The organism is Mycobacterium sp. (genome assembly GCF_965229105.1).
In the GTDB taxonomy this organism is placed as follows: domain Bacteria; phylum Actinomycetota; class Actinomycetes; order Mycobacteriales; family Mycobacteriaceae; genus Mycobacterium.
On sequence record NZ_OZ245858.1, the window covers coordinates 1045116 to 1072067 of the forward strand.

Here is a 26952-nt window from a genome sequence, read left to right on the forward strand (position 1 = left end):
GGCTCTGATCGATGGCGAGTCGCACCAACCTGTCCTTGGCGAATCACCTGGCGGCCGATTATGCCGCCCAGGCACTGCGCCGTGATGTCGCGGACGGTTTGACGCAGAACCCGAAGTCGTTGCCGCCCAAGTGGTTCTACGATGCCACCGGCAGCGATCTGTTCGACCAGATCACCCGGCTGCCCGAGTACTATCCGACCCGAGCCGAGGCGTCGATCCTGGCCGAGCAGGCTGGGGCCATCGCGGCGGCCAGCGGTGCCGACACCCTTGTCGAACTCGGCAGCGGCACCTCGGAGAAAACTCGGATGCTGCTCGACGCGCTACGCGAGCAGGGGTCGCTGCGCCGATTCATCCCGTTCGATGTCGATGCCTCGGTGCTGGAAATGGCGGGTGCGGCACTGCAGGACGAATATCCCGGTGTCGAGATCGACGCGGTATGCGGCGATTTCGAAGAGCATCTCGGCGAGATACCTGGCGGCGGAAGGAGATTGGTCGCTTTCCTGGGGTCCACGATCGGCAATCTGACCAGTGAACCGCGCGCTGAGTTCCTTGGCACCCTCGCCGATGTGCTGCAGCCTGGTGACTCGCTGCTGCTCGGTACCGATCTGGTCAAAGATGCCAGCCGGCTGGTGGCCGCCTATGACGACAGTGCGGGGGTGACGGCCAGGTTCAACCGCAACGTGTTGGCCGTGGTGAACCGGGAACTGCACGCAGACTTCAATATCGACGCCTTCGAACACGTCGCGAAGTGGAACACCGAGGAGGAGCGCATCGAAATGTGGCTGCGGGCCCGCGGCGCGCAGCAGGTTCGCATCGCCGATCTCGACCTGTCCGTCGACTTCTTCGATGGTGAGGAGATGCTGACCGAAGTGTCGTGCAAATTCCGGTCCGACGGGGTGGCTGCCGAGCTGGCCGCGGCCGGACTCAGGCGAACCCACTGGTGGACCGACCGCGCCGGAGATTTTGCGCTCTCGCTGGCCACGAAGTGAACCTCGCCGGTCGATGATCACCGAAAACGACCTCGCCCGCGAATGGCGGGCCGCGCGGCCCGTCGCGGCCGGCGTGCATGTGGATTCGGCGGCCTGCTCCCGGCAGGCCTTCGCCACCATCGACGTGGCGGCCCAGCATGCCAGACACGAAGCCGAGGTCGGTGGCTATGTGGCAGCGGCCGCAGCGCAGGCGGTCCTCGACGCCGGCCGCGCCGCAGTCGGTGCGCTCACCGGGATGGCTGCGGCCGATGTCGTGTTCACCACCGGGTCGAACCATGCGCTGGATCTGTTCCTGGGCAGCTGGCCGGAACCACGCACAGTTGCCTGCGTCCCCGGCGAATACGGCCCGAACCTCGCGCTGATGATGGCCAACGGCTATCGCGTGTCAGCACTTCCGGTCGACGGCGAGGGCCGGCTGCGGGTGGACGAGGCCGCGACCGCATTGCGCGCCGACCCACCGGCGTTGGTGCACGTCACAGCCATCGCCAGCCATCGGGGGATCGCGCAACCGCTGGCCGAGATGGCGCATGTGTGCCGCGCTGCCGGGGTGCCGCTGGTGGTGGACGCCGCCCAGGCACTCGGGCAACTCGACTGCGCGGTGGGGGCCGACGCGGTCTACTCGTCGTCGCGGAAATGGATCGCCGGACCACGCGGGGTCGGATTCCTGGCGGTGCGCCCCGAGTTGGCGCAGCGGCTGCGTCGTCGTATCCCGCCCCCGGAGTGGGACCTGCCGATCTCAGCTCTGCAGAGTTTCGAGCAGACTGAGGCAAATTTGGCTGCGCGCGTGGGTTTTTCGCTCGCGCTGGGACAGCACCTGGCTGCCGGGCCCGCCGCGGTGCGCACCAGACTTGCCGCCGTCGGTTTGGCCACCCGGACGCTACTCGACGGGATCGGCGGCTGGCACGTGATCGAGCCGCGTGACGAGCCGACCGCCATCACGACGCTGACCCCGCCGGAGGGTGTCAATGCGCATGCGGTGCGCGAGTGGCTGATCCGCGAGCGCGGTATCGTCACCACCGTGGCTGACGTCGCGCGTGCACCGTTCGAACTGCACGGCGCGGTACTGCGGATATCACCGCACGTCGACGTCACGGCGGCCGATCTCGACGCGTGCGCCGCGGCGCTGGCCGAGGTTGGTAGTGCCTTAAAGGTGTGATCGGGGCCACTTATGGGCACCCTCCTCGCACCCTGACGAGGAGTGGCGATGAGCAACGATGTGGATTCTGGGCGGGACAGCAAGGCTGAGCCGCCATCGGACCCGAAACCCAAGCGTAAAGACCGGACACACTGGCTCTACATCGCCGTGATTATTGCGGTGGTCGGCGGCGTCATCGTCGGCCTGGTCGCACCTGAGCTGGGCACCTCGCTCGGCGTTCTGGGCACCCTGTTCGTGAACCTGATCAAGATGATGATCAGCCCGGTCATCTTCTGCACCATCGTGTTGGGCATCGGCTCGGTCCGCAAAGCCGCCTCCGTCGGCAAGGTCGGCGGCCTGGCTCTGGGGTATTTCCTGGTCATGTCGACCTTCGCCCTCGGAATCGGCCTGCTGGTCGGCAATCTGATCAGTCCGGGAACGGGACTGAATCTGCAGGGCGACCCGGCAGCCGGAGCGGACCTGGCCGGCGAGGCCTCGTCCGAGGGCGGCATGCTGGAGTTCTTCCAGAACATCATCCCGACGTCGCTGTTGTCCTCGTTGACCGAGGGCAATGTGTTGCAAACGCTGTTCGTGGCGCTGCTGGTCGGATTCGGGCTCCAAGCCATGGGTACCGCGGGCGTGCCGCTGCTACACGGTGTCGCGCTGCTCCAGAAGTTGGTGTTCCGGATTCTGGCCGGCATCCTGTGGCTGGCGCCCATCGGTGCGTTCGGGGCGATCGCAAAAGTGGTCGGCGACACCGGGTTCGAAGCGGTGATCCAGATGGGCGTCCTGATGCTGGCGTTCTACCTGACGTGCGCCATCTTCGTCTTCGGTGTCCTGGGACTGCTGTTACGGCTGGTGGCGGGCACCTCCATCTTCAAGCTGGTGCGGTATTTGGCGCGCGAATACCTGCTGATCGTGGCCACCTCATCGTCGGAGTCGGCGCTGCCCCGGCTGATCGCCAAGATGGAACACGCCGGTGTCGAGCCGGCGACCGTCGGAATTGTTGTCCCAACCGGATATTCGTTCAATCTGGACGGTACGGCCATCTACATGACCATGGCGTCACTGTTCATCGCCGACGCCATGGGCAACCCACTGGCCATCGGCGAACAGCTTTCGCTGCTGGTCTTCATGATGGTGGCCTCCAAGGGTGCGGCAGGAGTCAGCGGGGCCGGACTGGCCACCCTGGCCGCCGGGCTGCAGAGCCACCGCCCCGAACTGCTGGACGGTATCGGCTTGATCGTCGGTATCGACAAGTTCATGTCCGAAGCCCGTGCGGTGACCAACTTCTCCGGTAACGCGGTGGCAACGGTCTTGATCGGAGCCTGGACCAAAACCTGGGATCCCGCGCGAATGGCGGCGGTGCTCAGCGGGGAGAAGCCCTTCGACGAGCAGACCATGGTCGATGATCATGACGCCCCGTCGAAGACGTCGGCGACAGAACTCCCGCCCGAGCGGCGGGAGGCGGCGGTGTGAGGTCCCTCAGGACGCCCAGACGTACCTGACCTGGGGGCGGCCCGCGCGGCCGTACTCGGTGGTGCGCCCTACGGCACCGTCGTCGGCGAGGCGTTCCAGGTACCGCCACGCGGTTACCCGCGAAATACCTAGTCGGGCAGCAGCTTCAGAGGCATTGAGGCCTTCCGGTGTTTCCCGTAGCGCTCGCGCGATGAGATCGAGAGTGTCCGCCGAGACCCCCTTGGGCATCGACGAGCGCTGATCGGCGGCGCGCAACGTGTTGATAGCCCGGTCGATCTCGTGCTGGCCCGCGGCGGGGCCACCGGCACCCAGAGCTGCCCGGTACTCGCGGTAGTGCTCCAGCTTGTCGCGAAATGCCGCAAACGTGAACGGTTTCAACAGGTACATCGCCACGCCGTGGGCGACGGCGGACCGGACCACCGCCAGATCGCGCTCCGAGGAGATCGCGATGATATCCGGGGCGGGTCGGATACCGCCGAGTGCTGACGCCACATCGATACCGCTGGCGTCGGGCAGCCCGATATCGAGTAAGACCAGATCGATCGGGGTCTCGGCGGCCGCCGCCGAGGCAGCTGCACGCAGCGCGGCCTTACCGGTGCCCGCGGTCGCATGCACGACGAAACCCGTTATGCGTTCGGTGTATTGGCGATGGGCCTCGGCGATCAGCGGATCGTCCTCGACGATCAAGACACGGATCACCGCTTCGGCGCCGCTGGCAGGTGGGCGGGAATCACCGCGGTGATCACCGAGCCGTAGGTGTTCTCGGCTTCGATGGTGCCGCCGTGCGCGGCGATGACCTGCCACACCAACGCGAGCCCGAGACCGCGCTCACCCGATTTTGTGGAGTAGCCGCGGATGCGGGCCAAGTCGAACGCATCGGGGGACATTCCGGGTCCGCTGTCGGCGACCACGACCACCAGTTCCGATTCGGTGCCGCGCACAGTGACCTCCACCCAGCCGGGAGCTTCCGTTCTAGCGGCGGGTCCTGTTGCGCCCGGCCCTTCCTCGCCCTCGTTCCTCGGGCTCGTTGACCGGGCGGGGTCTGTTGCGCCCGGCCCTTCCTCGCCCTCGTTCCTCGGGCTCGTTGACCGGGCGGCGTCGATGGCGTTGTCGACCAGATTGCCTACCAGCGTGACCAATTCGCCCTGCGTCAGCGCCACCGTGGCAGGGTCGTCGAGCATCGACTCCTCGGTGACGGTCAATTCGACACCGTGATCACGGGCCTGGCTCATCTTGCCGAGCAGCAGTGCCGCCAGGGCGGGCTCGGCCACCGTCGACATCAGGCGGTCGATCAGATGTTGAGACACCGCCAATTCGGCAGTGGCGAAATCGACCGCATCGGCGGATCTGCCGAGTTCGACCATGGTGACGACGGTATGCAGCCGGTTGTCGGCTTCGTGGGCGCGTGATCGCAACGATTCGGCAAATTGGGTGACCGAGTTGAGCTCACCTGAAACACGTTGCAGCTCAGTGCGATCCCGCAACGTCATCACCGTGCCCACGGTGCGGTTCTCCCATCGGACCGGCTGCTGGTTGACCACCAGCACCCGGTCGGCGGTGACATGTGTTTCGTCGGTGAGAATCTGATCTCCCGCGGCCTGTAGGGACGCCGGCAGCCCGGACCGGGTCAGGGGGCCGGGGTTCAGCGAAAGTAACCGGCGCGCTTCGTCGTTGACGATTTCCGCGGTGCCGTTGTTGTTGAAAACCAGCAGGCCTTCGCCGATCGCATGCAGTACCGCCTCGCGTTGCTCATAGAGCGCACGTAGATCGGTGAACGACAATCCCATCGTGCGTCGGCGCAGGCGCCGCTCCAGCGCGATGGCGCCGACGAAGGCCAGCACCAGTGCTGTGCCCACCGCGAGCCCGATCGCAGGCAGGGTGGCCAGCACGCTGGCCGAGACTTTCGTTTGGGTGACGCCCGCCGACACCAGCCCGACGATGGTCCCGTCGGGGCCGCGCACCGGTGCCACCGCGCGAATCGACGGCCCGAGCGTGCCCGGGTAGGTCTCGGTGAATGTCTCACCCGCCAACGCCCGATCGATATTGCCGGTGAATTGCCCGCCGATGCGGGTGACATCGGTGTGGGTGAAGCGGGTCCGGTCGGGTGCCATCACGACGATGAAGTCCATCCCGGTGGCCTTGCGGATGGATTCGGTCTGCGGTTGCAGCACGGCCGTCGGGTCGGGGCCCTCGATCGCTGCCGCCGTCGACGTCATTCTTGCCACCGACTCCGTCACCGCGATCACGTTCTGCCGGGTCTGCTCGTCGGCGTCCCGGCGGGCATCGAACACCGCAGCCGCTCCCGCACCCAGGATCAGGATCAGCAGCAGCGCCAGCTGCCAGCCGAACAGCTCGCGGGCCACACTTCTGTCCACCGCCGGATTGCGGTTCCGGTTCTGTGCCCGCATGGCGTCGCTCCTCTCACGTGATCGTGAACGAAATGAACTTATTAGTGACTTGGCTCACGTCTCATTCGAGCATTGCATCACCGCACGTGATCCACCCGACACTAGGAGTACCGATGGCTGACCGAACACCCACCAAGGCGCCGCCGCAAAAGCGGGACAAAACCCACTGGCTCTACATCGCGGTGATCGTCGCCGTCATCGCCGGAATCGTGGTGGGGCTGGTCGCACCGGACACGGCGTCGAGCCTCGGCGTCCTTGGCACCCTGTTCGTCAGCCTGATCAAGATGATGATCGCTCCCGTCATCTTCTGCACGATCGTGTTGGGCATCGGATCGGTCCGCAAGGCCGCCTCGGTCGGCAAGGTGGGTGGCATCGCGCTGGCCTACTTCCTGGTGATGTCCACGATCGCCCTGGGTATCGGCCTGCTGGTCGGCAATATCATCAGCCCCGGAACCGGTCTCAACATCGGCGCCGACCCGGGCGCGGGTGCGAAACTGGCCGAGAAGGCGCACGCCTCGGGCGGGACGATGGAGTTCATCACCGGCATCATCCCCACGTCGCTGCTGTCCTCGCTGACGGCGGGCAACATCTTGCAGGCCCTGTTCGTGGCGCTGCTGGTCGGGTTCGGGCTCCAGGCAATGGGTTCCACCGGTGAGCCGGTCCTGCGCGGTATCGGGCTGATCCAGAAGTTGGTCTTCCGGATCCTGGCGGGCATCCTGTGGCTGGCACCGATCGGTGCCTTCGGCGCCATCGCCAAGGTGGTCGGCGATACCGGATTCGACGCGGTCATCCAGCTCGGCGTGCTGATGCTGGCGTTCTATCTGACCTGTGCGATCTTCGTCTTCGGCGTGCTGGGTCTGCTGCTGCGATTCGTCGCGCACACCTCGATCTTCAAGCTGGTCCGCTACCTGGCCCGCGAATACCTGCTGATCGTGGCGACATCCTCGTCCGAATCGGCGCTGCCCCGGCTGATGGCGAAGATGGAGCACGCCGGTGTCCAGCCTGCGACCGTCGGCATCGTGGTCCCGACCGGATACTCGTTCAACCTGGACGGCACCGCGATCTACCTGACCATGGCCTCGCTGTTCATCGCCGACGCGATGGGCAACCCGCTGGCGATCGGCGAGCAGCTGGCACTGCTGGTGTTCATGATCGTCGCGTCCAAGGGTGCCGCTGGTGTCAGCGGTGCCGGCCTGGCCACCCTGGCCGGCGGACTGCAGGCGCACCGGCCCGACATGCTCGACGGCCTTGGCCTGATCGTCGGGATCGACCGGTTCATGTCCGAGGCCCGCGCGGTCACCAACTTCTCCGGTAACGCCGTGGCCACCGTGTTGGTCGGGGCGTGGACGAAGTCCATCGACCATCGCAAGCTCGCCGACGTCCTCGACGGTAAGGACCCGTTCGACGAGCAGACCATGGTCGATGACCACGCGGCACCCAAGGAAGAGCCCGCGAAAGACCCTGTGCCGGCCTAACTCTTTTCCCGCGAGCAGACGTATAGAACCCCCGACACCCGGCGTGTCGGGGGTTCTATACGTCTGCTCGCGCAAGGGAAAGTGCCGCCCCTGCCCGATCGGGTAGGGGCAGCCCTGTCCGGTCGTGCCGACTTTCGCTGTCTGCGGACGAGTATTGACTGCAGAGTGTTCCCCACGTCACACCTCGCTGCCTACGTTGAGCCCCACGCACGATTCCCCACGCAGAGAGGACGACCGCATATGAAGGTCGAAGATCTACTCAAGCCGTTCCCCATCAAGGAGTTTCATCCCTTCCCTCGCGCCATGATGGGACCGGGTGCACATGAAATGGTCGGCCCGGAAGCCCTCAAGATGGGCTTCAAGAAGACCCTGCTGATGTCGTCGGGCCTGCGCGGCACCGACATCGTGCACAACATGGCCGAGTCGCTGAAATGGCACGGCCTTGAGGTCGTGGTGTACGACCAGGTCGAGTCGAATCCCAAGGACTACAACGTCATGGATTCGGTGAAGCTCTACCAGGAGAACGAGTGCGACAGCTTCATCTCCATCGGTGGCGGGTCCACCCACGACGCCTGCAAGGGCGCAAGGATTTCCGTCGCGCACGACGGGCGCAATGTCAACGATTTCGAGGGCTTCAACATGTCCGAGAATCCGAAGAACCCGCCGCACATCGCGATCTCGACCACGGCAGGCACCGGATCTGAAACCTCGTGGGCCTACGTGATCACCGACACCACCACCGATCCCGATAACCCGCACAAATATGTGGCCTTCGACGACGCCTCGGTGGCGACCCTCGCAGTCGACGATCCGGTCCTCTACTACAGCTGCCCGATCGACTACACCGCGCAGTGCGGGTTCGACGTGTTGGCCCACGCCTCTGAGCCGTATGTCTCCCGACTGAATTTCGAGCCGTCGCTGGGCAACGCGATCCGCGCCATCAAGCTGACCGCCGAGAACCTGCGGGAAGCCACCTGGAACGGCCAGGATCTCAAGGGCCGCGAAGGCATGATGTACGCGCAATACATTGCCGCGCAGGCATTCAACTCCGGCGGTCTTGGCATCATCCACTCCATCTCGCATGCGGTCAGTGCGTTCTACGACACCCACCACGGGCTGAACAACGCGATCGCCCTGCCACGGGTGTGGGCGTTCAACATGTCGGCGGCCTACAAGCGGTTCGCCGATATTGCCCAAGCGATGGGGGTGGACACCTACGGCATGACCGACGTCCAAGCCGCCGACGCCGCGCTCGCCGCCGCCATCCGCCTGCTGCGCGATGTGAACATCATCGAGAAGTTCACCGACGTCAAACAAGACAGCTACTCCAAGAACCGGCTCGGTCAGGGCCCGACCAAATACTACGAGAACGCGCCGGTGATCAAGGGTGACAAGGCCGACGTCGACCGCATCACCAACCACGTGCTCGGTGACGCCTGCACCCCCGGCAACGCCAAAGAATGCACCTTCGACCTTGTCCGCCCCGTGGTCGACCACTGCATGAACGGCGACCTCGACGATCTCCTGTCCTGATGCTGGAATCCATCGAAGAAGTGCGTGAGGCGCTCGCCGGCGAGGCTTATATCGCCGACGAGCGGCTCGCCACAACGGTTTTCCTGCAGATCAAGCTCGACAAACCGCTGCTGATCGAAGGGCCGGCCGGGGTCGGAAAGACCGAATTGGCCAAGGCGCTCGCCCTGGCGACCGGGCGACGTCTATTGCGGTTGCAGTGCTATGAGGGCCAGGACGAGACCAAGGCGCTTTACGAGTGGGACTACGGCAAACAGCTCCTGTACACCCAGATCCTGCGGGAGAAGATCGGTCAGATAGTGGCCGATGCGACCGACCTCGACGAGGCCGTCGATCGGATCGGCAAGCAGGAGAGCGTCTTTTTCTCCGACCGGTTCCTGGCGCCACGGCCACTGCTGGAGGCGGTGCGGTCCGAGGAACCGGTGGTGCTGCTGATCGACGAGATCGACCGGGCCGACGAGGCGTTGGAAGCAGTACTGCTGGAACTGCTTGGCGAATACCAGGTTTCGGTGCCCGAGATCGGCACCTTCAAGGCCAAGCATGCGCCGTATGTCATCCTGACCTCAAACAACACCCGTGATCTGGCCGCTGCGCTCAAGCGCCGCTGCCTGCACCTGTTCCTCGACTACCCTTCGGCAGAAAGGGAATTAGAGATCGTCCGGTCCAAGAAGACTGGCCTCACCGAGGCGCTGGCTGCGCAGCTCGTCGACGTGGTCCGTGGGCTGCGCGATCTCGACCTACGCAAGGCGCCCAGCATCTCCGAGACCATCGACTGGGCCCGCACACTGGCCGTCCTCGGTGTCGACGAGCTATCGGCCAAGGTGCTGTCCGATACCGTCGCGGTGGTGGTCAAATACGACAAGGACGTCCGCAAAGCCCTCGACGCCCTGCCCCGGTTGATCGATCCGAATGCCAAAATACCTGCCGCACTGCATAACAACCATGATCACGGTCACGATCACGGCCACAACCATGATCACGGTCATGACCATGACCATGGGCACGACGAGCCTGAACCGGATGGTAAAGCGGTCCGCGAAGCCAAGGACAAGCCGGGGCGGTTCAAGGATGGCTACTACGGAACACCCAGCAAGACAGCCACTCTGGGCCGTCGGCGACCTTTCTAGGTGGTGTAGATGGAAGCGACCCTGCACCGTTTTGTCAGGTTGCTGCGTCTGGGTGGGCTCCGCGTGTCGATCCCCGAGGCACTCGACGCGATGAGGTGCGCAGGGCAGCCCGGTGTCCTGTCGTCGCGAGCTGTCCTGCGGACCGCGCTGCGGGTGGCGCTGGTCAAGGACCAGCGAGACGAGCCGATGTTCGACGAGATCTTCGACGCGTTCTTCGCCCTGGTCCGGGTCGGTAGAGAAGGAGAAGCCGATGGAGACCACAGTCATGCCCACGACGACCTCGTCGACACCGGTGAACTGGAATCCTTCACGCTGTCGCAAGAGCCCAGTGACAAACCCCAGGAGGGCCACGAACACGGCAAGCCCACCAGCATCAAGGATTACTTCAAACAGGAAGACCTGGCCCAGCAGTACAACCTGCACCAGGAGGCCAACAAGATCGACCTGGCGGCACTGACCGATCAGATTGTCTTCTCCAAGGAAAGCGCGGGTGAGGACGCCAACAAGTACCGGGTCGAGTTGTCTGCTGACCGTCTGCACGGCGCGGGACCGCCGGGCACGCTGGCCTCGGGGAGCGGGACCAGCGTGGATGCGTCCCTGACGATCGCCGAACAGGATGCGCTGCTGGGCTGGCTCAGTGATCTCGACGATGCCGAGAACGAAGGCGACGAGGCGGACGCCGCCGCCTTGCGGGCCCGGCTGACCGGGGTACTGGAGAACCTGCCCGCAGCGCTCAAACGCCACCTTGAGGCGCTGCTGGCGCTGGAGAACACCATCATCGAAGGGCGTGAGCTGCGCGAGGCGAGAGTGGAGAGAATCGGCGAGCCCGAGCGCGCCGAACTCGAGGAATCTTTGCGCCGGTTGGCGCGCAGCCTGCATGGCGCACTGACCCATCGACGCCGGACCGCCGCCGCGGGCCGGGTGGACTCTGGTGCGACGATGCGGCGCAACATGCGGTTCGACGGTGTGCCATTCATGCCGGTGACCGTGCGCCGCGCTGAGGACCGGCCCCGGCTGGTGGTACTGGCAGATGTGAGCTTGTCGGTGCGGGCCACCTCGCGATTCACCCTCAACCTGGTCCACGGCCTGCAGGACCTGTTCACCCAGGTCCGCTCCTTTGCGTTCGTCGCGGATATTGCCGAGACGACCGAGCTGTTCCGCGAGTACACCAGCGAACGGGCGTTGGGGTTGATCTTTGGCGGTGATGTGATCGACGTCGATGCGAACTCCGATTACGGCAGCACCTTCGGGGAGTTCCTGGCCGAGCATGCCTCCGCGGTGACCCGGCGCACCACGCTGGTGGTACTCGGCGACGGCCGCAACAACGCCAACGATCCCAATCTGGCCGCCTTCGAAGAGATCACCAGGCGGGCCCGCGAAACCGTCTGGCTCACGCCCGAACCCCGGTATTCCTGGGGGCTGGGCAGCTGCGATCTGCCCGCCTATGCGGAATTCTGTGATCGGGTCCGGGTGGTACGCGATCTGACCGGACTCGAGCACGCCGCCCAGGAATTCGCCGTCGCGGCGGTCGGTCGGTGAACCGTGAGCGGTTGGACCAGCACCTGCGAGGTCGTAGGGTGGAACCCGAGGTGTTACCCGGGTCACAACCGGTGCACCCAAGGCGCGGTGGGCGAGGTGAAGTATTGAGCAATAAGGACGTCAACGACGACTCGGTGCGCACCCGGTACCCGGCCCTGCTGCCCGAAAGTGCCCGCGCCGCCGTCGCGAAACCCCCGGCGCGGCTGCTGAAGTTTCACGCGCCCGAGATCGTCTTCGGTATCGACTCGATGGTGGAGGCAGCGCACGCTGCGGTTCGCCTCGGGGCGCTGCGGCCGATGCTCGTCACCGATCCCGGTCTCATCGAAGCCGGCTGGGCCGATGAAATGCTCAGCCACCTCAACGGTCAATGCATCGAGGCCAGGGTCTGGAGTGCACTGACACCCAACCCCAAAGACCACGAGATCGCCGCCGGTTACGAGATGTACGCCGAGCAGGGTTGCGATGTGATCGTCGCGGTCGGCGGTGGATCGGTGATCGACGCGGCCAAAGGTGTCGCGATCCTCGCGGCCAACGGCGGCCACATCCTTGACTACGAGGGTGTGGACAAGGCCCAGATGCCGATTCCACCGCTGGTCGTCGTGCCGTCGACATCGGGGACCGGTGCCGACGTCTCGCAGTTCTGCATTGTCACCGACACCTCGCGCAATGTGAAGATCACCATCCTGGGCCGGGCGTTGGTACCCGATATCACCGTGATCGATCCGCGCCTGCTCACCACGATGCCCTCCTGGCTGAACGCCGCAACAGGTCTCGACGCCCTCACGCACGGCATCGAAGCCTTTGTCTCCCTTGGGCATAACCAACTGACCGACCACCACGCACTACGCGCCATTCAGCTGGTCACCGAGAATCTCGCGTGCACCATGGAGCGGCCTACCGATATGTCCTCGCGGGTACTGATGGCCCAGGCGGCGTTGGAGGCCGGGCTGGCTTTCACCAACGCCATTCTTGGTGCGGCACATGCGATGAGCCACCAGGTCGGTGGTCTTCTCGACCTGCCACACGGGGTGATCAACGGCATCCTGCTGCCGCACGTGATCCGGTTCAACGCGGAAACCGACCCAGCGCCGTACGCGGTGATCGCATCGTGTCTTGGCGTTGCCGATCCGGCCGCGCCCGCCGCCGAGGCTGCGTTGGCGCTGGCTGATCGCATCGACCGGTTGGCCGTCGCCGTCGGCGTGCCGCGCGGGCTGGCCCAACTCGGCGTCAGTGCGCAGGACCTGCCGATACTGGCGCACAACGCGCTACACGACGCCTGTATGAGCACCAATCCGCGTGCCGCCGACGAAGCCCAGATGCACGCACTGTTCCTGGCGGCGATGTGACCGTCGCGGCTGGCCGCCCTGATCGAAGAAACCAGACCAGAGCACCGGATCTGGAGCAGCTCACCGGACTGCGCTCCGGCAAGGGCACGTTCTATCCCGAATTTCGCGTCACCGTCAAACGGCTGGACCGCGTCATGGCGGCGCTCGACACCATCTCGCGCGCACTGGTCCAGACCACCGAAGGACCCGAGAACTTGGTCCGCGCGGTCGCGGAGGCGGCGCGCACGCACCTCGACGCCGACTGGGTGCTGCTGGCCCTGGCCGACGGCGCACTGCCCGAGGCCAGCCCACGGCACCTCATCCTGGACTCGGCGGGCGTCCCGTATGCGTTCGAAGGCCTTGCCGGGGCTAAGGATCCGGGCTCGCATCTGCCTGATGTGGTACTCAATCGGCTCAACGATATTCTGCGTGGCCGACTCGGCCAGTTCCGGCTACCGGTGATCGAGAAGCAGCACGCGCACGTACCGATCGAACTCGACGGCGGAGTGATCGGTGCCTTTGCGGCCTGGACACCGCCGCACCGCAGCCTCGATCCGACCGACGGTTCGGTCATGCGGATCCTGGCCAGCCAGACCGCAGTCGCTCTGCAGAATTCCGCGCTGTACTCGAAATCGGTTTCCTTGCTGGCACATTCGGAGGCGCGGAACGCCGAACTGCTGGCCACCCAACGTGAGCTCGGTGCGGTGCAGCGCCACCAGGTACTGGACTCAGAACGGCACCGCATCGCCCGTGAACTCCACGACAGCGTGGCGCAGACGGTGCTGTCGGCAGGTATGCAGATCGAGGTGTGTCGTAGCGAAGCCGGATCACTGCCTTCAGCAGGCGATCTCGTCGACCGGCTGGACCTGGCCAAGGGCCTCACCCGGTCGGCAACAGAGCAGTTGCGGTCCGCGATCTACGCACTCAACCACCCCGACGACGCCGACCGATCGAGTCTGGCTGCGTTGCTCGGCCAGCTCGCAACAGTGCATATGCCGGAGGATCTGCGAGTCAGCTTGCGGGTCAATGGTCCCGCAACCGAACTACCGAGCGACGTCGAGCACGCGCTGTTGCGGATCGCCGGCGAAGCGCTGTTCAACACCGCCATGCACGGTAACGCCACCCGGGCCGTCATTCGACTGTCTTACGGCGCCAACGCCGTAACCCTCTCCATCGCCGACGACGGTATCGGTGACCCGGACAAGCTGCGACTGGTGTTGCGGCTGGCCGAGGCTGCCGACGTCGACGGACGCCATCGGGGGCTGGCGAATATGCGCGCCAGGGCCCGCGAGCACGGCGGGACCTTCGTGGTGCAGCGAGCCCGCATCGGCGGGGTACGCGTGGTGGCTCGCATCCCCCGCACGGCGGAAGGTCAAATCCCATGAGTCCCATCCGGCTCGTCCTCGTCGACGATCACGCGATTCTGCGTCAGGGCCTGCGTTCACTGCTGGAACGCGACGAGGACCTCGTCATCGTCGGTGAGGCATCCTCCGAGGGTGAGGCAGAGGCAGTCGTGCGGGCCACCGCACCCGATGTGGTGCTGCTCGATCTGAAGCTGTCCGCAGGTTCGGACTTCGAGGGATTATCGCTGTGCGCCACGTTATCCGGCGCCTATCCGGACCTCGGCCTGCTGGTTCTCACCACGTTCCTGGATGAGGATCTGGTGGTGCGTGCGGTGCACGCCGGTGCTCGCGGATACGTCGTCAAGGACGTCGACACCACCGAGCTGGTGCGGGCCATCCGGGCGATCTCGGGCGGCGAGAGCGCGTTCGACGCGCGCAGTGCGGCTGCGGTGGTGCGGTCGATGTCGGGGCGGAGCACCCAGCGGCAGCAGCTCACTGATCGTGAGTTGGAAGTGCTTCGACTGCTGGCAGCGGGCTTGTCCAACAACACCATTGGCGAGAAACTGTTCATTTCCGCTACGACGGCGAAGTTTCACGTCAGCAACATCATGCGAAAACTCGAGGTGAGTCGGCGCGCAGAAGCGGTCTACGCGGCCAGCAAGCGCGGCCTGATCTAGCGGTCCAGAACCAGCCAACCGCCGTGGAATTCCGATACCGTCGCGGTGATTCCGGGATTCTTGGCGCACACATTGGTCGCCAACGCGTGCAGCGTATGGAGGTCAAATCGCTGGACATGCCCGTAACAGGTCCGCGGCTCGTCTTCGAAAGGAACTGCGATCACCACGCGCCGCCGGGCCAATCGCAGCGCCTCGTCCACTACCGCAGAGGCCAGCTCTGGTGTGAGATGTTCGATCAGATGCAGCGCGGTGACAGTCTCAGCCGCGCCGGCCGGTAGTGGCACCGCAGCCGCATTGCACGTCAATGTGCGCACCGGCCGCCCGAGTCGGATGCTGATGTGATCGAGCAGATCCATCGTGGGAGCGCTCAGATCGGTTGCCAAAACGTCGATTCCCTGCTTAGCGAGGCGCAAAGGGAAGAAGCCGAAACAGGATCCAAGATCGATGAGGTGGGGCCCATTGACCTGCGCGGCCGCGTATTGATGGATCGGTGCGAACGCCGTGTCGTGGGATTCCAGCTTGTGCAGCGAATTGCGGTAGAAGCGAAGCCAGGCCGAAAGGCCACCATCGACCGTGGAGCGGACCACTCCGGTGAACACCAGCTCGAACTCCGATCGGCCGCGCAGCGCACCCGTCTGGACGAGCTCCTCCACCAAGAGCACGGCGAGTTCGTCGCTGAGCTCCTCGGGGGTCAGATCGTGGTCGACGGTGAGCTGGGTTCCGCGACGCTGCACGCAGAACCTTCTCGTGCACAGCCCTTCTCGGTGATCGTGGCTGTAGTGGAGGCTGGCTCGTCTGGTGACCGAGACGTTGTGTCCAGTCCACGTCCCGCGTGGTGTCGGGCCGAGGGGATCGATCGGCACAGCGCCGAGATCTGGCTCATGCACCGTTACCGTCATGCTAGACAAGGCTATTGAGCTCAGGTATGTCTACGCGCGCACCGAACGGGTGCGATCTAACGCCATTCGGAGGGGCGGGTGACTACCCGATCGGTGAGTTCAGCTGCGGTACGGCAGGATCGCGGCGCTCAAAGATCGCTGTCGAGTAGCGCGGTGAACGCCTTCACGGCCAGATTGGGAGTGCTGACGCCCTCGAGAGTATGGGCGGTGATCGCGCCGGTCAGGACCATCAGCAGGGCGGCGGCCAGTGGTTCGGGATGGTGATGTCCAAGTGCGCTGACCTGCTCGGTGATAAAACCGATGTACCACTTGCGTAGCTCGATGACCGTCGTCCGGAGCGGGTGCTCCAGTTCGGCGGCTTCCGCCGCGAAGTGCACGAACATTCCTTCGCGCCTGTTGCCATCGCTGCCTGAGTCGTCGACGAACTGCGCGATGGCCATCAGGACGGCCCTGGGATCACCTGGATGCGCGGCCCGCAACATGTCGATCTCTGCCCGTCGCTGCCGGGCGCGGTAGAGGGCGTAGGCGTTGATCAGTTCGCGCTTGCAGCTGTAGTGGCGATGCAGCTCTGCGAAGCTGACCCCTGACTGGCTGACAAGTTGCTCGACGCTGACGGCGTTCACGCCGAATTCGTCGAAGAGCAGACCTGCTGCAGTAAGGATCCGTGCCCGGACGCTGTCAGCGCTCTCGGTCGCGTCGGCTAACGGAGATGTTGTTGCTGAATGCACCACGAGACACCCCCTCTTGCTGCTGAATTGCTGCCTAGAGTAGAGCATAGCCACAGCTAGAGGGCATCGACTGCCCTGATATTGAATACAAAAGGTGACCGCTATGAATTTAAGACGAGTTCGCTGCGGAGATCACGTGGGTCCGCTCCAGGTGTGCACGGGCTCGTTGCTGTGCATGCCCTCGCAGTACAGCCGCAGCATTTCGGCTAACGCCTGCGGCCTGGCCATTCCGCGTTCCTGTAGTGCCGCCACCGTGGCCACCTGCCATGTCGCACCGTTGCGGCCCGTCTTTGCGCGACCCTCTATGACGCCGAGGAACCGCTCCCGCACTTCGGCGGCGACGCCCCAGCGGCGCAACCCCTCGTGCGCCATCGGGAGCAGCTGACGTAGTACCAGCTCGTCGGCCGTCACCTCGCCCAGTCCGGGCCAGTACAGCCGGGCATCCAGCCCGTAACGGGCCGCCGAGTCGAAATTGGCTTCTGCCGCAGCGAAACTCATCTTCGTCCAGATGGGACGGTCCTCCTCGGACAGTGCCCGCAGCAGCCCGTAGTAGAACGCCGAATTGGCCATCATGTCTAGGACCGTTGGTCCTGCGGGCAGCACCCGGTTCTCCACCCGCAGATGCGGGCGGCCGTCAACCACGTCGTATACCGGGCGGTTCCATCGGTAGACCGTGCCGTTATGCAGCCGTAGCTCAGACAATTTCGGCGTGCGCCCAGCCGCGAGCTCGGCGACTGGATCCTCCTCGGAGAGCTCGGGCAGCAGTGACGGGAAGTAGCGGACGTTCTCCTCGAACAGATCGAAGATCGAGGTGATCCAGCGCTCGCCGAACCAGACCCGCGGTCGGACACCTTGGGCTTTGAGTTCGTCGGGCCGGGTGTCGGTCGCTTGGGCGAACAGCTCGATGCGGGTCTCGGCCCAGAGATGGTGGCCAAAGAAATACGGGGAGTTCGCGCCCAGCGCCAGCTGCGGTCCGGCCAGCACCTGTGCTGCGTTCCAGTTATTCGCGAAGTCCGCGGGCGAAACCTGAAGGTGCAGTTGCATACTGGTGCAGGCGGACTCCGGCGCGATGGTGGCTGTCTGCAGGCTCAACCGTTCCGGACCGCTGATATCGATCACGATGTCCTCGCCGCGGGCGGTGAAGATCGAATCGTTGAGCGCCTGGTACCGCGTCGACTCGCTCATCCAGTCATCGTCAAGATGCTCGGGCATCAAGGTCGGCAAGATGCCCACCATCACGATGTGGGCGCCGCTGGCGTTGGCTTTGGTTTCGGCAGCGTTGAGGCTGGTGCGGACTTCAGCTTCGAGCTCCAAGGCCGAACGTCCTGGCAACGGCTTTGGCGGGACATTGAATTCGATGTTGTAGGCGCCCAATTCGGTCTGGTAGGCGGGGTCGGCGATCGAGGCAAGGACGTCCTGGTTGGTCATGACAGGCTGGTATTCGTCATCGACGAGGTTGCACTCGATCTCCATGCCGGTCAGTGGCCGGTCGAACTCGAAGCTGGACTGGGCGAGCATCGTCTCGAAGACGTCAAGGCACAGTTGCACCTTGCGTCGGTAGTCCTGCCGGTGCGCCCGGCTGTACTCCGTCTGCTTGACCTCTTCGCCCACGGTGTCCGTCCTCCCGTTTGTGAATCGTTGGTGGAAATCTGGCCCGAGAATCGCCGAGGACTCACGAACGCGGGCGCCTACCCGTCAGCGACCCTGCGCGCGACCACGATCTGCGGGCTCACTAACCCGCCGCGAAGCTCCACGTCGATCGCCGGATCGGCGTGCCGCGCCAACTCGCGCAGTGCCGACGGACTGTATGACCGCAGCGAGCTGATGACGCCGTCGTGCACGAAGGGCACGAACGGGGCAAACGGCAACATCGAGGCCAGCCGCAGCAGATGCAGCGGTGCCGGCGGCCGGGGCAGGTCGATGATCAACAGCTGCTTGGCCACCCGGGTGCCCTCGGCGAATACCCGTGCCGCCTGCTCGGGCGCGAGGTGATGAAACGACAGTGCGAACAACGCCAGATCGAAGCTGTCGTCCTCGGCATCGATGTCAGTGGCATCCATCTCCCGAACGACGGCCCGGGGATCGCTCCCGAGCGCGCCCGCTGCCATATTGGCCACCGAGATGGGGTCGACATCGGTGACCGTCACCTGCGCGGTCGGGTGGTTCTCCAGCAGCAGTCGCGAGACCGCGCCGTGGCCGGCACCAAGCTCCAGGATCTTCGGGTCGGCGACATCGGCGAGCAAGTCCAGCGCGATGGTCGCGAACTGCTCATGGTTCTTGAAGAACCGACCCGCCCAGTCCAGGCCGTCGATGACCTGGCGTTTGATGCTGTCGTCGACGTCATCACGGTCGAGATATTCGGGCTGATCGGTCTGCAGCCAACGGTCCAGGCAGGAAGCGTTGAAGCCGCCGCGCGGCATGCTTGCGATATCGACGCCGGGCGCTTCGGTAGCCATGCTCTCTACGATGCCAGCATGAGCGCGCCGTTTTCATGGGACTTGCCGTATCGCTGGCCGCGCACACCGGTCCTGGCCCGCAACCTCGTCTGCACATCGCAGCCATTGGCGGCGCAGGCGGGGTTGGCGATGCTGGCCGATGGGGGCAATGCGGTCGATGCGGCACTGGCCGCCGCGATCACGCTGACGCTGGTCGAGCCGGTATCGAACGGTATCGGCTCGGACGCCTTCGCCATCGTGTGGGATGGCACCGAGTTGCATGGTTTGAACGCCTCCGGACGCTCGCCGGCCGCCTGGACTCCGGAGTACTTCGGCGGCGGCCCGGTACCCGAACGTGGCTGGAACGCCGTCACGGTGCCCGGTGCGGTGTCGGCCTGGGCCGAATTGCACACGCGTTTCGGCAGATTGCCCTTCGAGCGACTTTTCCAGCGGGCGATCCGGTATGGCCGCGACGGGTTCCTGGTGTCACCGACGGTGGCCAGTCAGTGGGCAAGGCTGGCGCCCGGTGTGCGCGATCAGCCTGGCTTCGCGGAAGCGTTCCTGCCGGGCGGACAGCCACCAAAGCCCGGGCAGCTCTTTACTTTTCCTGCCCACGCAGCGACATTGGAGCGGATTGCGGCCACCGGTGGTGCTGACTTCTATACCGGCGACCTGGCTGAGCGGATGCAGGCACACTCGTCGTCACACGGTGGGGCGATGACGAAAGCCGACTTGGCCGCGCACCACGCCGACTGGGTCGAGCCGATCGCAAGAGACTACCGCGGGTACACCGTGCACGAGATACCGCCGAACGGGCAGGGCATCGTCGCATTGATCGCGCTGGGGATCCTGTCGCACTTTGAAATGGGCGCGTTGGCAGTCGATTCCGCCGAGAGCGCGCATCTGCAGATCGAGGCGCTGAAGCTGGCATTCGCCGATGCCCACGCCTACGTCTCCGACCCGGCCGCTATGAACGTCCGGCCGGCTGACCTGCTCGAAGCGGACTATCTGCGGCAGCGCGCGTCGCTGATCGATCCCACCAGGGCGACGCCGATGACCGCGGGTACGCCGCGCGGTGGCACCGTGTACCTGGCGGCAGCCGACGCCGAAGGCATGATGGTGTCGATGATCCAGTCGAATTACGACGGATTCGGTTCTGGTGTGGTGGTTCCGGGCACAGGCATTTCCCTGCAGAACCGCGGCACGAATTTCGTTGCAAAACAAGGACATCCAAATCGGGTGGGGCCGAACAAGCGGCCGTATCACACGATCATCCCGGCCTTCGTCACCAAGGACGGCGCCCCGGTGATGAGCTTCGGCGTGATGGGCGGGCCTATGCAGCCCCAAGGTCACCTGCAAGTTCTCGCCCGCATCGCCGACCACGGACAGAATCCCCAAACCGCCTGTGATGCCGCGAGATTCCGGGTTGTCGGGGGACTGCACGTCAACGTCGAAGCAGGATTCCCGGCGGAAGCGGTGGACGGGTTGCGTGACCGCGGCCATCAGATTGCGATGGCCGACGGTCACGACGAGTTCGGCAGCTGCCAGGCGATCTGGCGCCTCGATGACGGCTACCTTGGCGTCACCGATCCCCGCCGCGACGGCCAGGTGGCCGCGTTCTAACGTGTGATTTGGGCGCGCTGAGCCGCGCTCACCGCGGCTCAGCGCGCCGAAATCGCAAGGCTAGGGGGCGAAGTCGGCGGGTAGCTCGATATCGGCCACCGCCATGTTCTCTTCGAGGTGTGCCACCGACGACGTGCCGGGGATCAGCAGCACGTTCGGGGCGACCGCCAGGGTCCAGGCGAGTGCGATCTGCGCGGGCGTCTTGCCCAGGTCGGCGGCGGCCTTCTTGACCGCGGCGTTGCCCAGCACCGGATTGTCGGCGTTGAAGGCCGAGCCCAGTGGGAAGAACGGCACGAAAGAGATGCCGCGTGCCGTGCACTCGTCGAGCACCGGTTGGGAGGTTCGGTCGACCAGGTTGTAGGCGTTCTGGACGGTGACGATCTCGGTGCGGTCCAACGCGATCTGCAGGTGTTCGAGCGAGATGCTGGACAGCCCGATTCCCCCGATCAGGCCTTCGTCGCGGGCCGCAATCATCGCGGTGAGCTGGCGATCGAATAGGTCGCGGTCGACGGCGCCGGCCGCGGATGGGTCGTCACCGTGGATCCGGAGGTTGACGGCGGCCAGTTGGTCCACGCCAAGCTCGCTGAGGTTGAGCTCGATATCGGCGCGCAGGTCACCGGGTTGCGACGCCGGAATCCAATTGCCTTTATCGTCGCGGCGGGCGCCGACCTTGGAGACCAACGCAAGGTTGTCGGCGTAGGGGTGCAGCGCCTCGCGGATGAGTTGGTTGGCGACGTCGGGACCGTAGAACTGGGCGGTGTCGATGTGGTCGACACCGAGTTCGACGGCGCGCTGCAGCACGGCAATGGCGTGGTCATGGTCGCGCGGCGGGCCGAAAACCCCAGGTCCGGGGAGTTGCATAGCTCCGAACCCGATCCGGCTGACAATGAATTTGGCGAGCGGAAACTTCGTCATGACTAGCAGCAACGACAAAGGGGGCGCATTCAGTTCCGAATGCGCCCCCTTCGTTTTTGTCGCTACTCCTCGCCGAGGATCTGGTAGATCTCGCGGCGGGCGTTGTTGACGATGTCGATGATCCGCTGCTGCTGCTCGGAAGTCCCGGCCTGAGCGCCCTGGCGCACCGCGCCGAACAACTGGCCAACGGCAGTCCGCAGGTTGACCGCAGCGGGGTCTGCACCCTCGGCGATCTCGTCCCACGGAGCCGTCTCGATCTTCTCGGCGGCGGCACGGCCTTCGTCAGTGAGCTCGAAAAGCTTTTTGCTGCCATCGTTTTCGCCTGCGACGAGCAGTCCTTCGTCGACCAACAGTTGCAGGGTGGGGTAGACCGAGCCGGGGCTGGGCTTCCACAGGTCCTTACTGCGCTCGGCGATCTCCTGGATCATCTCGTAGCCGTGCATCGGCCGCTCGGTGAGCAGCGTCAGGATGGCGGCGCGGACGTCGCCGCGCTTACCGCGGCCGCGTCCACGGCCGGGGTGTCCCGGTCCGCCGCCGCCGCGTCGGCCACGAGGGCCTGGACCAAAGCCGAAGCCGGGTCCGCCGAAACCGGGACCGAAGCCGCCGGGTCCACCGGGACCGAAGCTGCGACCGAAGCCGCGCTCGAAATCGCCGCCTTCGGCGACGTGTTCACGGACGTGGTCGCGGAAGTCGCGACGGGCATTGCGGCGGTGTTCGTGCAGCGCACGACGGTCATCTGGACCGAAACCGAAACCGAACGGGCCGCCTGGGGGTGTGAATGGGGGAGTCATGGTGAGTCTTCTTTCCTGTAAGAAGGAAGCACGAATCTGGCTTCCGATACGTTGACGATATATCGGAAACTATCGTGATGCAACCATTAATCCGTCTAGATGGCGTCTGGCGTCCGTTTATCCAGTTCAGCGAGCAGCCAGCGGGCCCAGGTGCCTTCCGTGACGGCGTTCCGGAGACCGAATTCCAGGGCGGCACGGGCGAAGAAGCTGGCGTCGCCGTCATCCCAGATCGGGGCGTCGCGCAGTTCGCCGAGTCGGTCCAGTTCGGAATCCGCGTACTCGGCCATGGCCATCACGTGCTTGCGGGCTTCGTCTGTAGGAATGTTGTCGAGCAGGAACACCCGCAACAGATCGGGCAGCCGCAGCGGCGGGTCATCGCTGGGATCGGTGATCCAGCGCAGCAATTCGGTGCGGCCGGCGTCGGTGACCTGGTACTCCTTGCGGCCCCGCGGTCCGATCTCGCTGACCTCGATCAACCCGGCGTTGGCGAGTTTGTTCAATTCGCCGTAGAGCTGGCTCTGCGTCGCGGGCCAGACGTTGGCCATCGACTTCTCGAAACGTTTGAGAAGGTCATACCCACTGCCGGGGTGCTGGGCCAGTAACCCGAGTGCGGCGATCCGAAGGCTCACGGGAAAAGTCTACGGCCCGACATTCCAGTTGTGGAATGTCGGGCCGTAGCGTGAGTGTCGTCAGTTTTCGACGAGGGTGGCACCTTCTGGGACGCGCAGCGCGCTCATCCGCCACGGGCCGTTCAATGCCAGCAGGTAGTACAGGCCGAAGGCCACGGCGCAGCCGATGAACCAGCTGTACTGCGCAGCACCGGCCATTCCGAAGATCATGCCGCCGGTCAGCACCGGGATGACAGCCAGCACCGCGCCCGCGATGGTGGCGACCACGGCCACCGGGTTGTAGCCACCCTTGTACCAGTAGTTCGAGGTCTTGGACATGGTGAACAGATCGTCGACCACGATCTTCTGCTTGCGGATCAGGTAGAAGTCGGCGATGAGCACGCCGAACAGCGGACCGATGAACGCGCCGAGCGTCTCCAGGGTGTAGTGGATGACCTCGGGATTGCTGTAGAGGTTCCACGGCGTCAACAGCACCGAACCGACGGCGGCGATCATGCCGCCCATGCGCCAGCTGATCTTCTGCGGGCTCACGTTGGAGAAGTCGAATGCGGGGCTGATGAAGTTGGCGACGATGTTGATACCGATGGTGGCGATGGTGAATGTCAAGGCGCCCAAGATGATTGCGGTCACGCTGTCGATCTTGGCGACGGTGGAGACCGGGTCGGTGATCAGCTCGCCGAAGACCGGTACGGTCGCAGCCGCGGTGACCACGACGAGCAGCGAGAACACCAGGAAGTTGACCGGCAGGCCGAGGAAGTTGCCCTTCTTGACCGCGGCGTAGGACTTGCCGTAGCGGGCGAAGTCGCCGAAGTTCAGCATCGGGCCGGAGAAGTACGACACCACCAGGGCGATGGCGCCGAGCATGATCACCAGCGTGTTGCCCTTCTTCTCGCCGCCCAGGCTCAGGCTGACGTGCCAACCCGACTTCCACAGCAGGTAGCCACAGAGGATGAACATCACGACGTAGACGGCGGGGCCACAGAAATCGATGAACTTGCGGATGGATTCCATGCCGCGCCAGAACACCGCGGCCTGCAGGATCCACAGCAACGTGAAGCTGCCCCAGCCGAGCAGCGATAGCCCGGTGAAGCCGTACTGGTCGACATCGGCGTACGGCGCCAAGCCGGGAAACAGCTTGAGTAGCACCACATCCAGCGCCGCCGAGGCCAGGTAGGTCTGGATGCCGTACCACGCGACGGCGATCAGACCGCGAATGATGGCGGGGATATTGGCGCCGAGGACGCCGAACGGGCTGCGGCATACCACCGGATATGGCACGCCAGCCTGCTGGCTGGGCTTAGCGACCAGGTTGCATAGGAAGTAGACGATGACGATGCCCACCAGCAGGGCGATCAGCACCTGCCAGCTCGCCAGCCCGAGGGCGAAGAGGCTGCCTGCCGTGACATAGCCGCCGACGCTGTGCACGTCGGACATCCAGAAGGCGAAGATGTTGTAGGTCGACCAGGACTGTTTGGCCAGCGGAGCCAGATCCTCGTTGGTCAGCCGCGGGTCGTAGTGTTCTTTGATCAGTCCGCCGCCGACCGGATGACCCGCGGCTTCGACGATGTCACCAGCGCCGACCACGGCACTCGGCGGTAGATCTCGGGTGTCTGTCATGGAACTGCTTCCTGTCAAAGAGAAAACTCGATGGACGGAAAGTAGCCAGCAGATATTTCACAACCGTTGCCCCGAGAATATATTTTCGGAAGCTCAGTCCCGGTGATCGTCGACAATCAGACCCGAATCGGCAGGCAGGGTGGCGACCACCGCATTGAGACGGGTGTGGTGAATGGCGGCGGTGGCGAGCAGTCGGTCGACGTCGCGCGCGAGGAACGCGTCGAGCATATCGTTGTGATCCTCGTGCAGCAGGCTTCGGTCGGCGCTCGGTACATGCACCATCAACTGCACGGGTTCGGTTATATTCCAAGCTGATTCGAGCATGTGCACCAGTCGGTGCATGCGCGAAGGTCGAGTCAGGCCGAGGTGGAAGTGCCGACTCTGCCGGTGGTAGGCCTGCGAATCATTTTCCTGGACAGCCTTTTCCAATAGCCGATTGACCTCGGCGACGTGATCGCGCTCAGCGTCGGATGCGTTTGCCACCGCCGCGGCCAATGCCGCAGACTCCAGTGTTTCCCGCACGACGTACATCTCGGCCAACTCACTGACCGTCAGCTGGGCCACGGTGTACCCGGCGTTGGTGCGGTGCTGCACCAGGCCTTCGCCTTTGAGGGTTTTCAGGCTTTCGCGCACCGGGATGGCGCTGACACCGAACATCTCGGCGATCTCGCCGACCGGTATCGGTGTGCCCGGTGGAACGGCACCGTCGAGAATGACACGGCGGAGTTCGTCGACGATGGTCTGCTGCGAGGTGCCGGTGGTGTTCATGGCGATCTTGAACAACACCCCGGAGGAGTGGCGGCGGATCGACATCTCGCGATTTTCCTACGTTTGTGCCGACCGCGCCGAGCGAAACACATTCCACTCTTGACATGTCAATCCTGGAGTGTGAAAGTGGTGTGCATGACCGAGACGACCAAAACCGAGGACACCGCCTCTGCAATCTTCGGCACCGGCGAGTTTTTTCAGCGGGGCAATTACGCACCCGTCGCTGACGAATTGACTGCCTTCGACCTACCCGTCGAAGGTGCCATCCCGGCCGAGATCGAGGGCTGGTACCTGCGCAACGGCCCCAACCCCCGCGAGGCGTCCGGGCACTGGTTTACCGGCGACGGGATGATCCACGGGGTTCGCATCGAGAACGGCCGTGCCGCCTGGTACCGCAACCGCTGGGTGCAGACCGACAGCTTCAAGGAAGACTTTCCGCTCTACAACGCCGACGGCACCCGAAATCTGCGCGCCGCGAAGGCCAACACCCACGTCGTCAATCACGCCGGTAAGACCCTGGCGCTGGTGGAGTCATCCCTGCCCTATGAGATCAGCAATGACCTGGAGACCATCGGCGCGTACGACTTCGGCGGCAAGCTCGTCGATTCGATGACGGCGCACCCCAAAATCTGCCCCACCACCGGCGAGCTGCACTTCTTCGGCTACGGCAACCTCTTCGAACCGCATGTCACCTATCACCGCGCGGACGCGGCAGGCGAATTGATCATCAACCGTCCGCTCGAGGTGAAGGCGTTGACGATGATGCACGACTTCGCCATGACGGCCGAGCACATCATCTTCATGGACCTGCCGATCGTGTTCAACCTCGAGCTCGCCGGAACCGGGGACATGCCGTACCGGTGGGATGACACCTACGGGGCCCGGCTGGGTGTGATGCGACGCGATGATCCGTTCGGTGATGTGCGGTGGTTCGACATCGACCCGTGCTACGTCTTCCACGTCGCCAATGCGCACGATACCGCCGACGGGAAAGCGATTGTGCTCCAAGCGGTTCGGTATGAGGAATTGTGGCGCAACAATGGCGGATTCGAAGCCGACGGCGCGCTGTGGAGCTGGACCATCGACCTTGCCACCGGCCGAGTCGCAGAGCGGCAGCTCGATGACCGGCCCGTGGAGTTCCCCCGCATCGACGACCGGCTGGCCGGTCTGCCCGCGCGCTACTCGGTGACGCCCGCCGAGCACAGCGTGCTGCGCTACGACCTGAGCACCGGCGCCGCCCAGGAGCATCAGCTCGGAGCCGGCGTCCCGGGTGAGGCGGTGTTCGTCCCGGCCACGTCGGGTCCCGCAGATGAGAGCAACGGCTGGTATCTCGCCTACGTCTATGACCCGGGCCGCGACAGCAGTGATCTGGTGATCCTCGATGCCGCTGATTTCACCGGCGCACCGGTCGCGCGGATCCGGATGCCGCAGCGGGTGCCGTTCGGATTCCACGGCAACTGGATCGCCGCGTGAACTAGCACGGCGTGAACTAGCACCGCCTGAAACCAACAACAGATGAA

General features: G+C 64.7%; 23 protein-coding genes. 12 read left to right on the plus strand and 11 right to left on the minus strand.

All coding sequences use genetic code 11. The annotated features are described in order from the left end of the window. The first annotated feature begins 11 nt into the window (after positions 1-11). The 3 genes from egtD to ADBZ9O_RS05010 are packed head-to-tail and all read left to right on the plus strand — an operon-like array spanning position 12 to position 3603. Positions 12-989, plus strand: coding sequence for an L-histidine N(alpha)-methyltransferase (egtD, locus tag ADBZ9O_RS05000; protein ID WP_526528970.1), 978 nt, complete (start codon positions 12-14; stop codon positions 987-989). A 13-nt stretch (positions 990-1002) separates the two neighbouring features. Further along, positions 1003-2145, plus strand: a complete 1143-nt coding sequence (gene egtE / locus ADBZ9O_RS05005) for an ergothioneine biosynthesis PLP-dependent enzyme EgtE (protein WP_526528972.1) — start codon at positions 1003-1005, stop codon at positions 2143-2145. A 48-nt stretch (positions 2146-2193) separates the two neighbouring features. Beyond that, positions 2194-3603 carry a dicarboxylate/amino acid:cation symporter gene (locus ADBZ9O_RS05010; RefSeq protein ID WP_526528974.1) on the plus strand — a complete coding sequence of 470 codons (1410 nt, stop codon included), beginning with the start codon at positions 2194-2196 and terminating at the stop codon, positions 3601-3603. Between the two features lie 6 nt (positions 3604-3609). Here ADBZ9O_RS05010 and ADBZ9O_RS05015 read toward each other — a convergent pair whose 3' ends face one another. Both ADBZ9O_RS05015 and ADBZ9O_RS05020 read right to left on the minus strand, forming a co-directional pair. Next, positions 3610-4302, minus strand: coding sequence for a response regulator (locus ADBZ9O_RS05015; protein ID WP_526528976.1), 693 nt, complete (start codon positions 4300-4302; stop codon positions 3610-3612). Beyond that, the gene (locus ADBZ9O_RS05020) at positions 4299-6011 is read right to left on the minus strand and encodes a sensor histidine kinase (protein ID WP_526528978.1); all 1713 of its coding nucleotides are present in this window, start codon (positions 6009-6011) and stop codon (positions 4299-4301) included. The genes ADBZ9O_RS05015 and ADBZ9O_RS05020 overlap by 4 nt, the downstream gene beginning before the upstream one ends. 113 nt (positions 6012-6124) lie before the next feature. Between ADBZ9O_RS05020 and ADBZ9O_RS05025 the strand changes: the two genes are divergently transcribed. The 7 genes from ADBZ9O_RS05025 (at position 6125) to ADBZ9O_RS05055 (ending at position 15027) form a co-directional block, all read left to right on the plus strand. Next, complete coding sequence (locus ADBZ9O_RS05025; protein ID WP_526528980.1) at positions 6125-7486, plus strand: dicarboxylate/amino acid:cation symporter; 1362 nt, start codon at positions 6125-6127, stop codon at positions 7484-7486. A gap of 240 nt (positions 7487-7726) precedes the next feature. Next, positions 7727-9019, plus strand: a complete 1293-nt coding sequence (mdo, locus tag ADBZ9O_RS05030) for an NDMA-dependent methanol dehydrogenase (protein WP_526528982.1) — start codon at positions 7727-7729, stop codon at positions 9017-9019. Continuing rightward, positions 9019-10143: an ATP-binding protein gene (locus tag ADBZ9O_RS05035; protein ID WP_526528984.1), complete on the plus strand. Its 1125-nt coding sequence runs from the start codon at positions 9019-9021 to the stop codon at positions 10141-10143. The genes mdo and ADBZ9O_RS05035 overlap by 1 nt, the downstream gene beginning before the upstream one ends. A 9-nt stretch (positions 10144-10152) precedes the next feature. After that, positions 10153-11682: a VWA domain-containing protein gene (locus ADBZ9O_RS05040; RefSeq protein ID WP_526528986.1), complete on the plus strand. Its 1530-nt coding sequence runs from the start codon at positions 10153-10155 to the stop codon at positions 11680-11682. A gap of 158 nt (positions 11683-11840) precedes the next feature. After that, a complete protein-coding gene (locus tag ADBZ9O_RS05045) occupies positions 11841-13028 on the plus strand; it encodes an iron-containing alcohol dehydrogenase (RefSeq protein ID WP_526532845.1) in 1188 nt (395 codons plus the stop codon). Further along, entirely contained in the window at positions 13025-14392 is a 1368-nt protein-coding gene (locus ADBZ9O_RS05050) for a MadS family sensor histidine kinase (RefSeq protein WP_526528988.1), read from the plus strand. The genes ADBZ9O_RS05045 and ADBZ9O_RS05050 overlap by 4 nt, the downstream gene beginning before the upstream one ends. Further along, the gene (locus tag ADBZ9O_RS05055) at positions 14389-15027 is read left to right on the plus strand and encodes a MadR family response regulator transcription factor (protein WP_526528990.1); all 639 of its coding nucleotides are present in this window, start codon (positions 14389-14391) and stop codon (positions 15025-15027) included. The genes ADBZ9O_RS05050 and ADBZ9O_RS05055 overlap by 4 nt, the downstream gene beginning before the upstream one ends. Here ADBZ9O_RS05055 and mftM read toward each other — a convergent pair. The 4 genes from mftM to ADBZ9O_RS05075 form a co-directional block, all read right to left on the minus strand. Further along, positions 15024-15926 carry a mycofactocin oligosaccharide methyltransferase MftM gene (gene mftM / locus ADBZ9O_RS05060; protein WP_526528992.1) on the minus strand — a complete coding sequence of 301 codons (903 nt, stop codon included), beginning with the start codon at positions 15924-15926 and terminating at the stop codon, positions 15024-15026. The two genes, ADBZ9O_RS05055 and mftM, sit on opposite strands and share 4 nt — an antisense overlap. A gap of 128 nt (positions 15927-16054) precedes the next feature. Beyond that, on the minus strand, positions 16055-16654 hold the full coding sequence (locus ADBZ9O_RS05065; RefSeq protein WP_526528994.1) for a TetR/AcrR family transcriptional regulator: 600 nt from the start codon (positions 16652-16654) through the stop codon (positions 16055-16057). A gap of 132 nt (positions 16655-16786) precedes the next feature. Beyond that, positions 16787-18265, minus strand: coding sequence for a glutamate-cysteine ligase family protein (locus ADBZ9O_RS05070; RefSeq protein WP_526528996.1), 1479 nt, complete (start codon positions 18263-18265; stop codon positions 16787-16789). 77 nt (positions 18266-18342) lie between these two features. Then, entirely contained in the window at positions 18343-19110 is a 768-nt protein-coding gene (locus ADBZ9O_RS05075; RefSeq protein ID WP_526528998.1) for a class I SAM-dependent methyltransferase, read from the minus strand. Positions 19111-19128: 18 nt separating this feature from the next. On the opposite strand from ADBZ9O_RS05075, the gene ADBZ9O_RS05080 reads away from it, so the two are divergent. Further along, a complete protein-coding gene (locus tag ADBZ9O_RS05080; RefSeq protein WP_526529000.1) occupies positions 19129-20712 on the plus strand; it encodes a gamma-glutamyltransferase family protein in 1584 nt (527 codons plus the stop codon). Positions 20713-20772: 60 nt separating this feature from the next. Here ADBZ9O_RS05080 and ADBZ9O_RS05085 read toward each other — a convergent pair whose 3' ends face one another. From ADBZ9O_RS05085 to ADBZ9O_RS05105, 5 genes are all read right to left on the minus strand, one after another. Beyond that, positions 20773-21627: an aldo/keto reductase gene (locus tag ADBZ9O_RS05085; protein WP_526529002.1), complete on the minus strand. Its 855-nt coding sequence runs from the start codon at positions 21625-21627 to the stop codon at positions 20773-20775. A gap of 62 nt (positions 21628-21689) precedes the next feature. Continuing rightward, positions 21690-22418, minus strand: a complete 729-nt coding sequence (locus tag ADBZ9O_RS05090) for a PadR family transcriptional regulator (protein ID WP_526529004.1) — start codon at positions 22416-22418, stop codon at positions 21690-21692. Between the two features lie 95 nt (positions 22419-22513). Next, positions 22514-23047: a PadR family transcriptional regulator gene (locus ADBZ9O_RS05095; protein ID WP_526529006.1), complete on the minus strand. Its 534-nt coding sequence runs from the start codon at positions 23045-23047 to the stop codon at positions 22514-22516. 60 nt (positions 23048-23107) lie between these two features. Further along, positions 23108-24664, minus strand: coding sequence for an NCS1 family nucleobase:cation symporter-1 (locus ADBZ9O_RS05100; RefSeq protein ID WP_526529008.1), 1557 nt, complete (start codon positions 24662-24664; stop codon positions 23108-23110). A 93-nt stretch (positions 24665-24757) separates the two neighbouring features. Beyond that, positions 24758-25477, minus strand: coding sequence for a GntR family transcriptional regulator (locus tag ADBZ9O_RS05105; RefSeq protein WP_526529010.1), 720 nt, complete (start codon positions 25475-25477; stop codon positions 24758-24760). A gap of 90 nt (positions 25478-25567) precedes the next feature. Between ADBZ9O_RS05105 and ADBZ9O_RS05110 the strand changes: the two genes are divergently transcribed. Continuing rightward, on the plus strand, positions 25568-26905 hold the full coding sequence (locus tag ADBZ9O_RS05110; protein WP_526529012.1) for a carotenoid oxygenase family protein: 1338 nt from the start codon (positions 25568-25570) through the stop codon (positions 26903-26905). Positions 26906-26952 lie beyond the last annotated feature (47 nt).

Bases quoted from the DNA above. Each gene is read 5' to 3' on its own strand.
- egtD (WP_526528970.1), top strand. From the start codon at position 12: ATGGCGAGTCGCACCAACCTGTCCTTGGCGAATCACCTGGCGGCCGAT.
- egtE (WP_526528972.1), top strand. From the start codon at position 1,003: ATGATCACCGAAAACGACCTCGCCCGCGAATGGCGGGCCGCGCGGCCC.
- ADBZ9O_RS05010 (WP_526528974.1), top strand. From the start codon at position 2,194: ATGAGCAACGATGTGGATTCTGGGCGGGACAGCAAGGCTGAGCCGCCA.
- ADBZ9O_RS05020 (WP_526528978.1), bottom strand. From the start codon at position 6,011: ATGCGGGCACAGAACCGGAACCGCAATCCGGCGGTGGACAGAAGTGTG.
- ADBZ9O_RS05025 (WP_526528980.1), top strand. From the start codon at position 6,125: ATGGCTGACCGAACACCCACCAAGGCGCCGCCGCAAAAGCGGGACAAA.
- mdo (WP_526528982.1), top strand. From the start codon at position 7,727: ATGAAGGTCGAAGATCTACTCAAGCCGTTCCCCATCAAGGAGTTTCAT.
- ADBZ9O_RS05035 (WP_526528984.1), top strand. From the start codon at position 9,019: ATGCTGGAATCCATCGAAGAAGTGCGTGAGGCGCTCGCCGGCGAGGCT.
- ADBZ9O_RS05040 (WP_526528986.1), top strand. From the start codon at position 10,153: ATGGAAGCGACCCTGCACCGTTTTGTCAGGTTGCTGCGTCTGGGTGGG.
- ADBZ9O_RS05055 (WP_526528990.1), top strand. From the start codon at position 14,389: ATGAGTCCCATCCGGCTCGTCCTCGTCGACGATCACGCGATTCTGCGT.
- mftM (WP_526528992.1), bottom strand. From the start codon at position 15,926: ATGACGGTAACGGTGCATGAGCCAGATCTCGGCGCTGTGCCGATCGAT.
- ADBZ9O_RS05075 (WP_526528998.1), bottom strand. From the start codon at position 19,110: ATGGCTACCGAAGCGCCCGGCGTCGATATCGCAAGCATGCCGCGCGGC.
- ADBZ9O_RS05080 (WP_526529000.1), top strand. From the start codon at position 19,129: ATGAGCGCGCCGTTTTCATGGGACTTGCCGTATCGCTGGCCGCGCACA.
- ADBZ9O_RS05085 (WP_526529002.1), bottom strand. From the start codon at position 21,627: ATGACGAAGTTTCCGCTCGCCAAATTCATTGTCAGCCGGATCGGGTTC.
- ADBZ9O_RS05090 (WP_526529004.1), bottom strand. From the start codon at position 22,418: ATGACTCCCCCATTCACACCCCCAGGCGGCCCGTTCGGTTTCGGTTTC.
- ADBZ9O_RS05100 (WP_526529008.1), bottom strand. From the start codon at position 24,664: ATGACAGACACCCGAGATCTACCGCCGAGTGCCGTGGTCGGCGCTGGT.
- ADBZ9O_RS05105 (WP_526529010.1), bottom strand. From the start codon at position 25,477: ATGTCGATCCGCCGCCACTCCTCCGGGGTGTTGTTCAAGATCGCCATG.
- ADBZ9O_RS05110 (WP_526529012.1), top strand. From the start codon at position 25,568: ATGACCGAGACGACCAAAACCGAGGACACCGCCTCTGCAATCTTCGGC.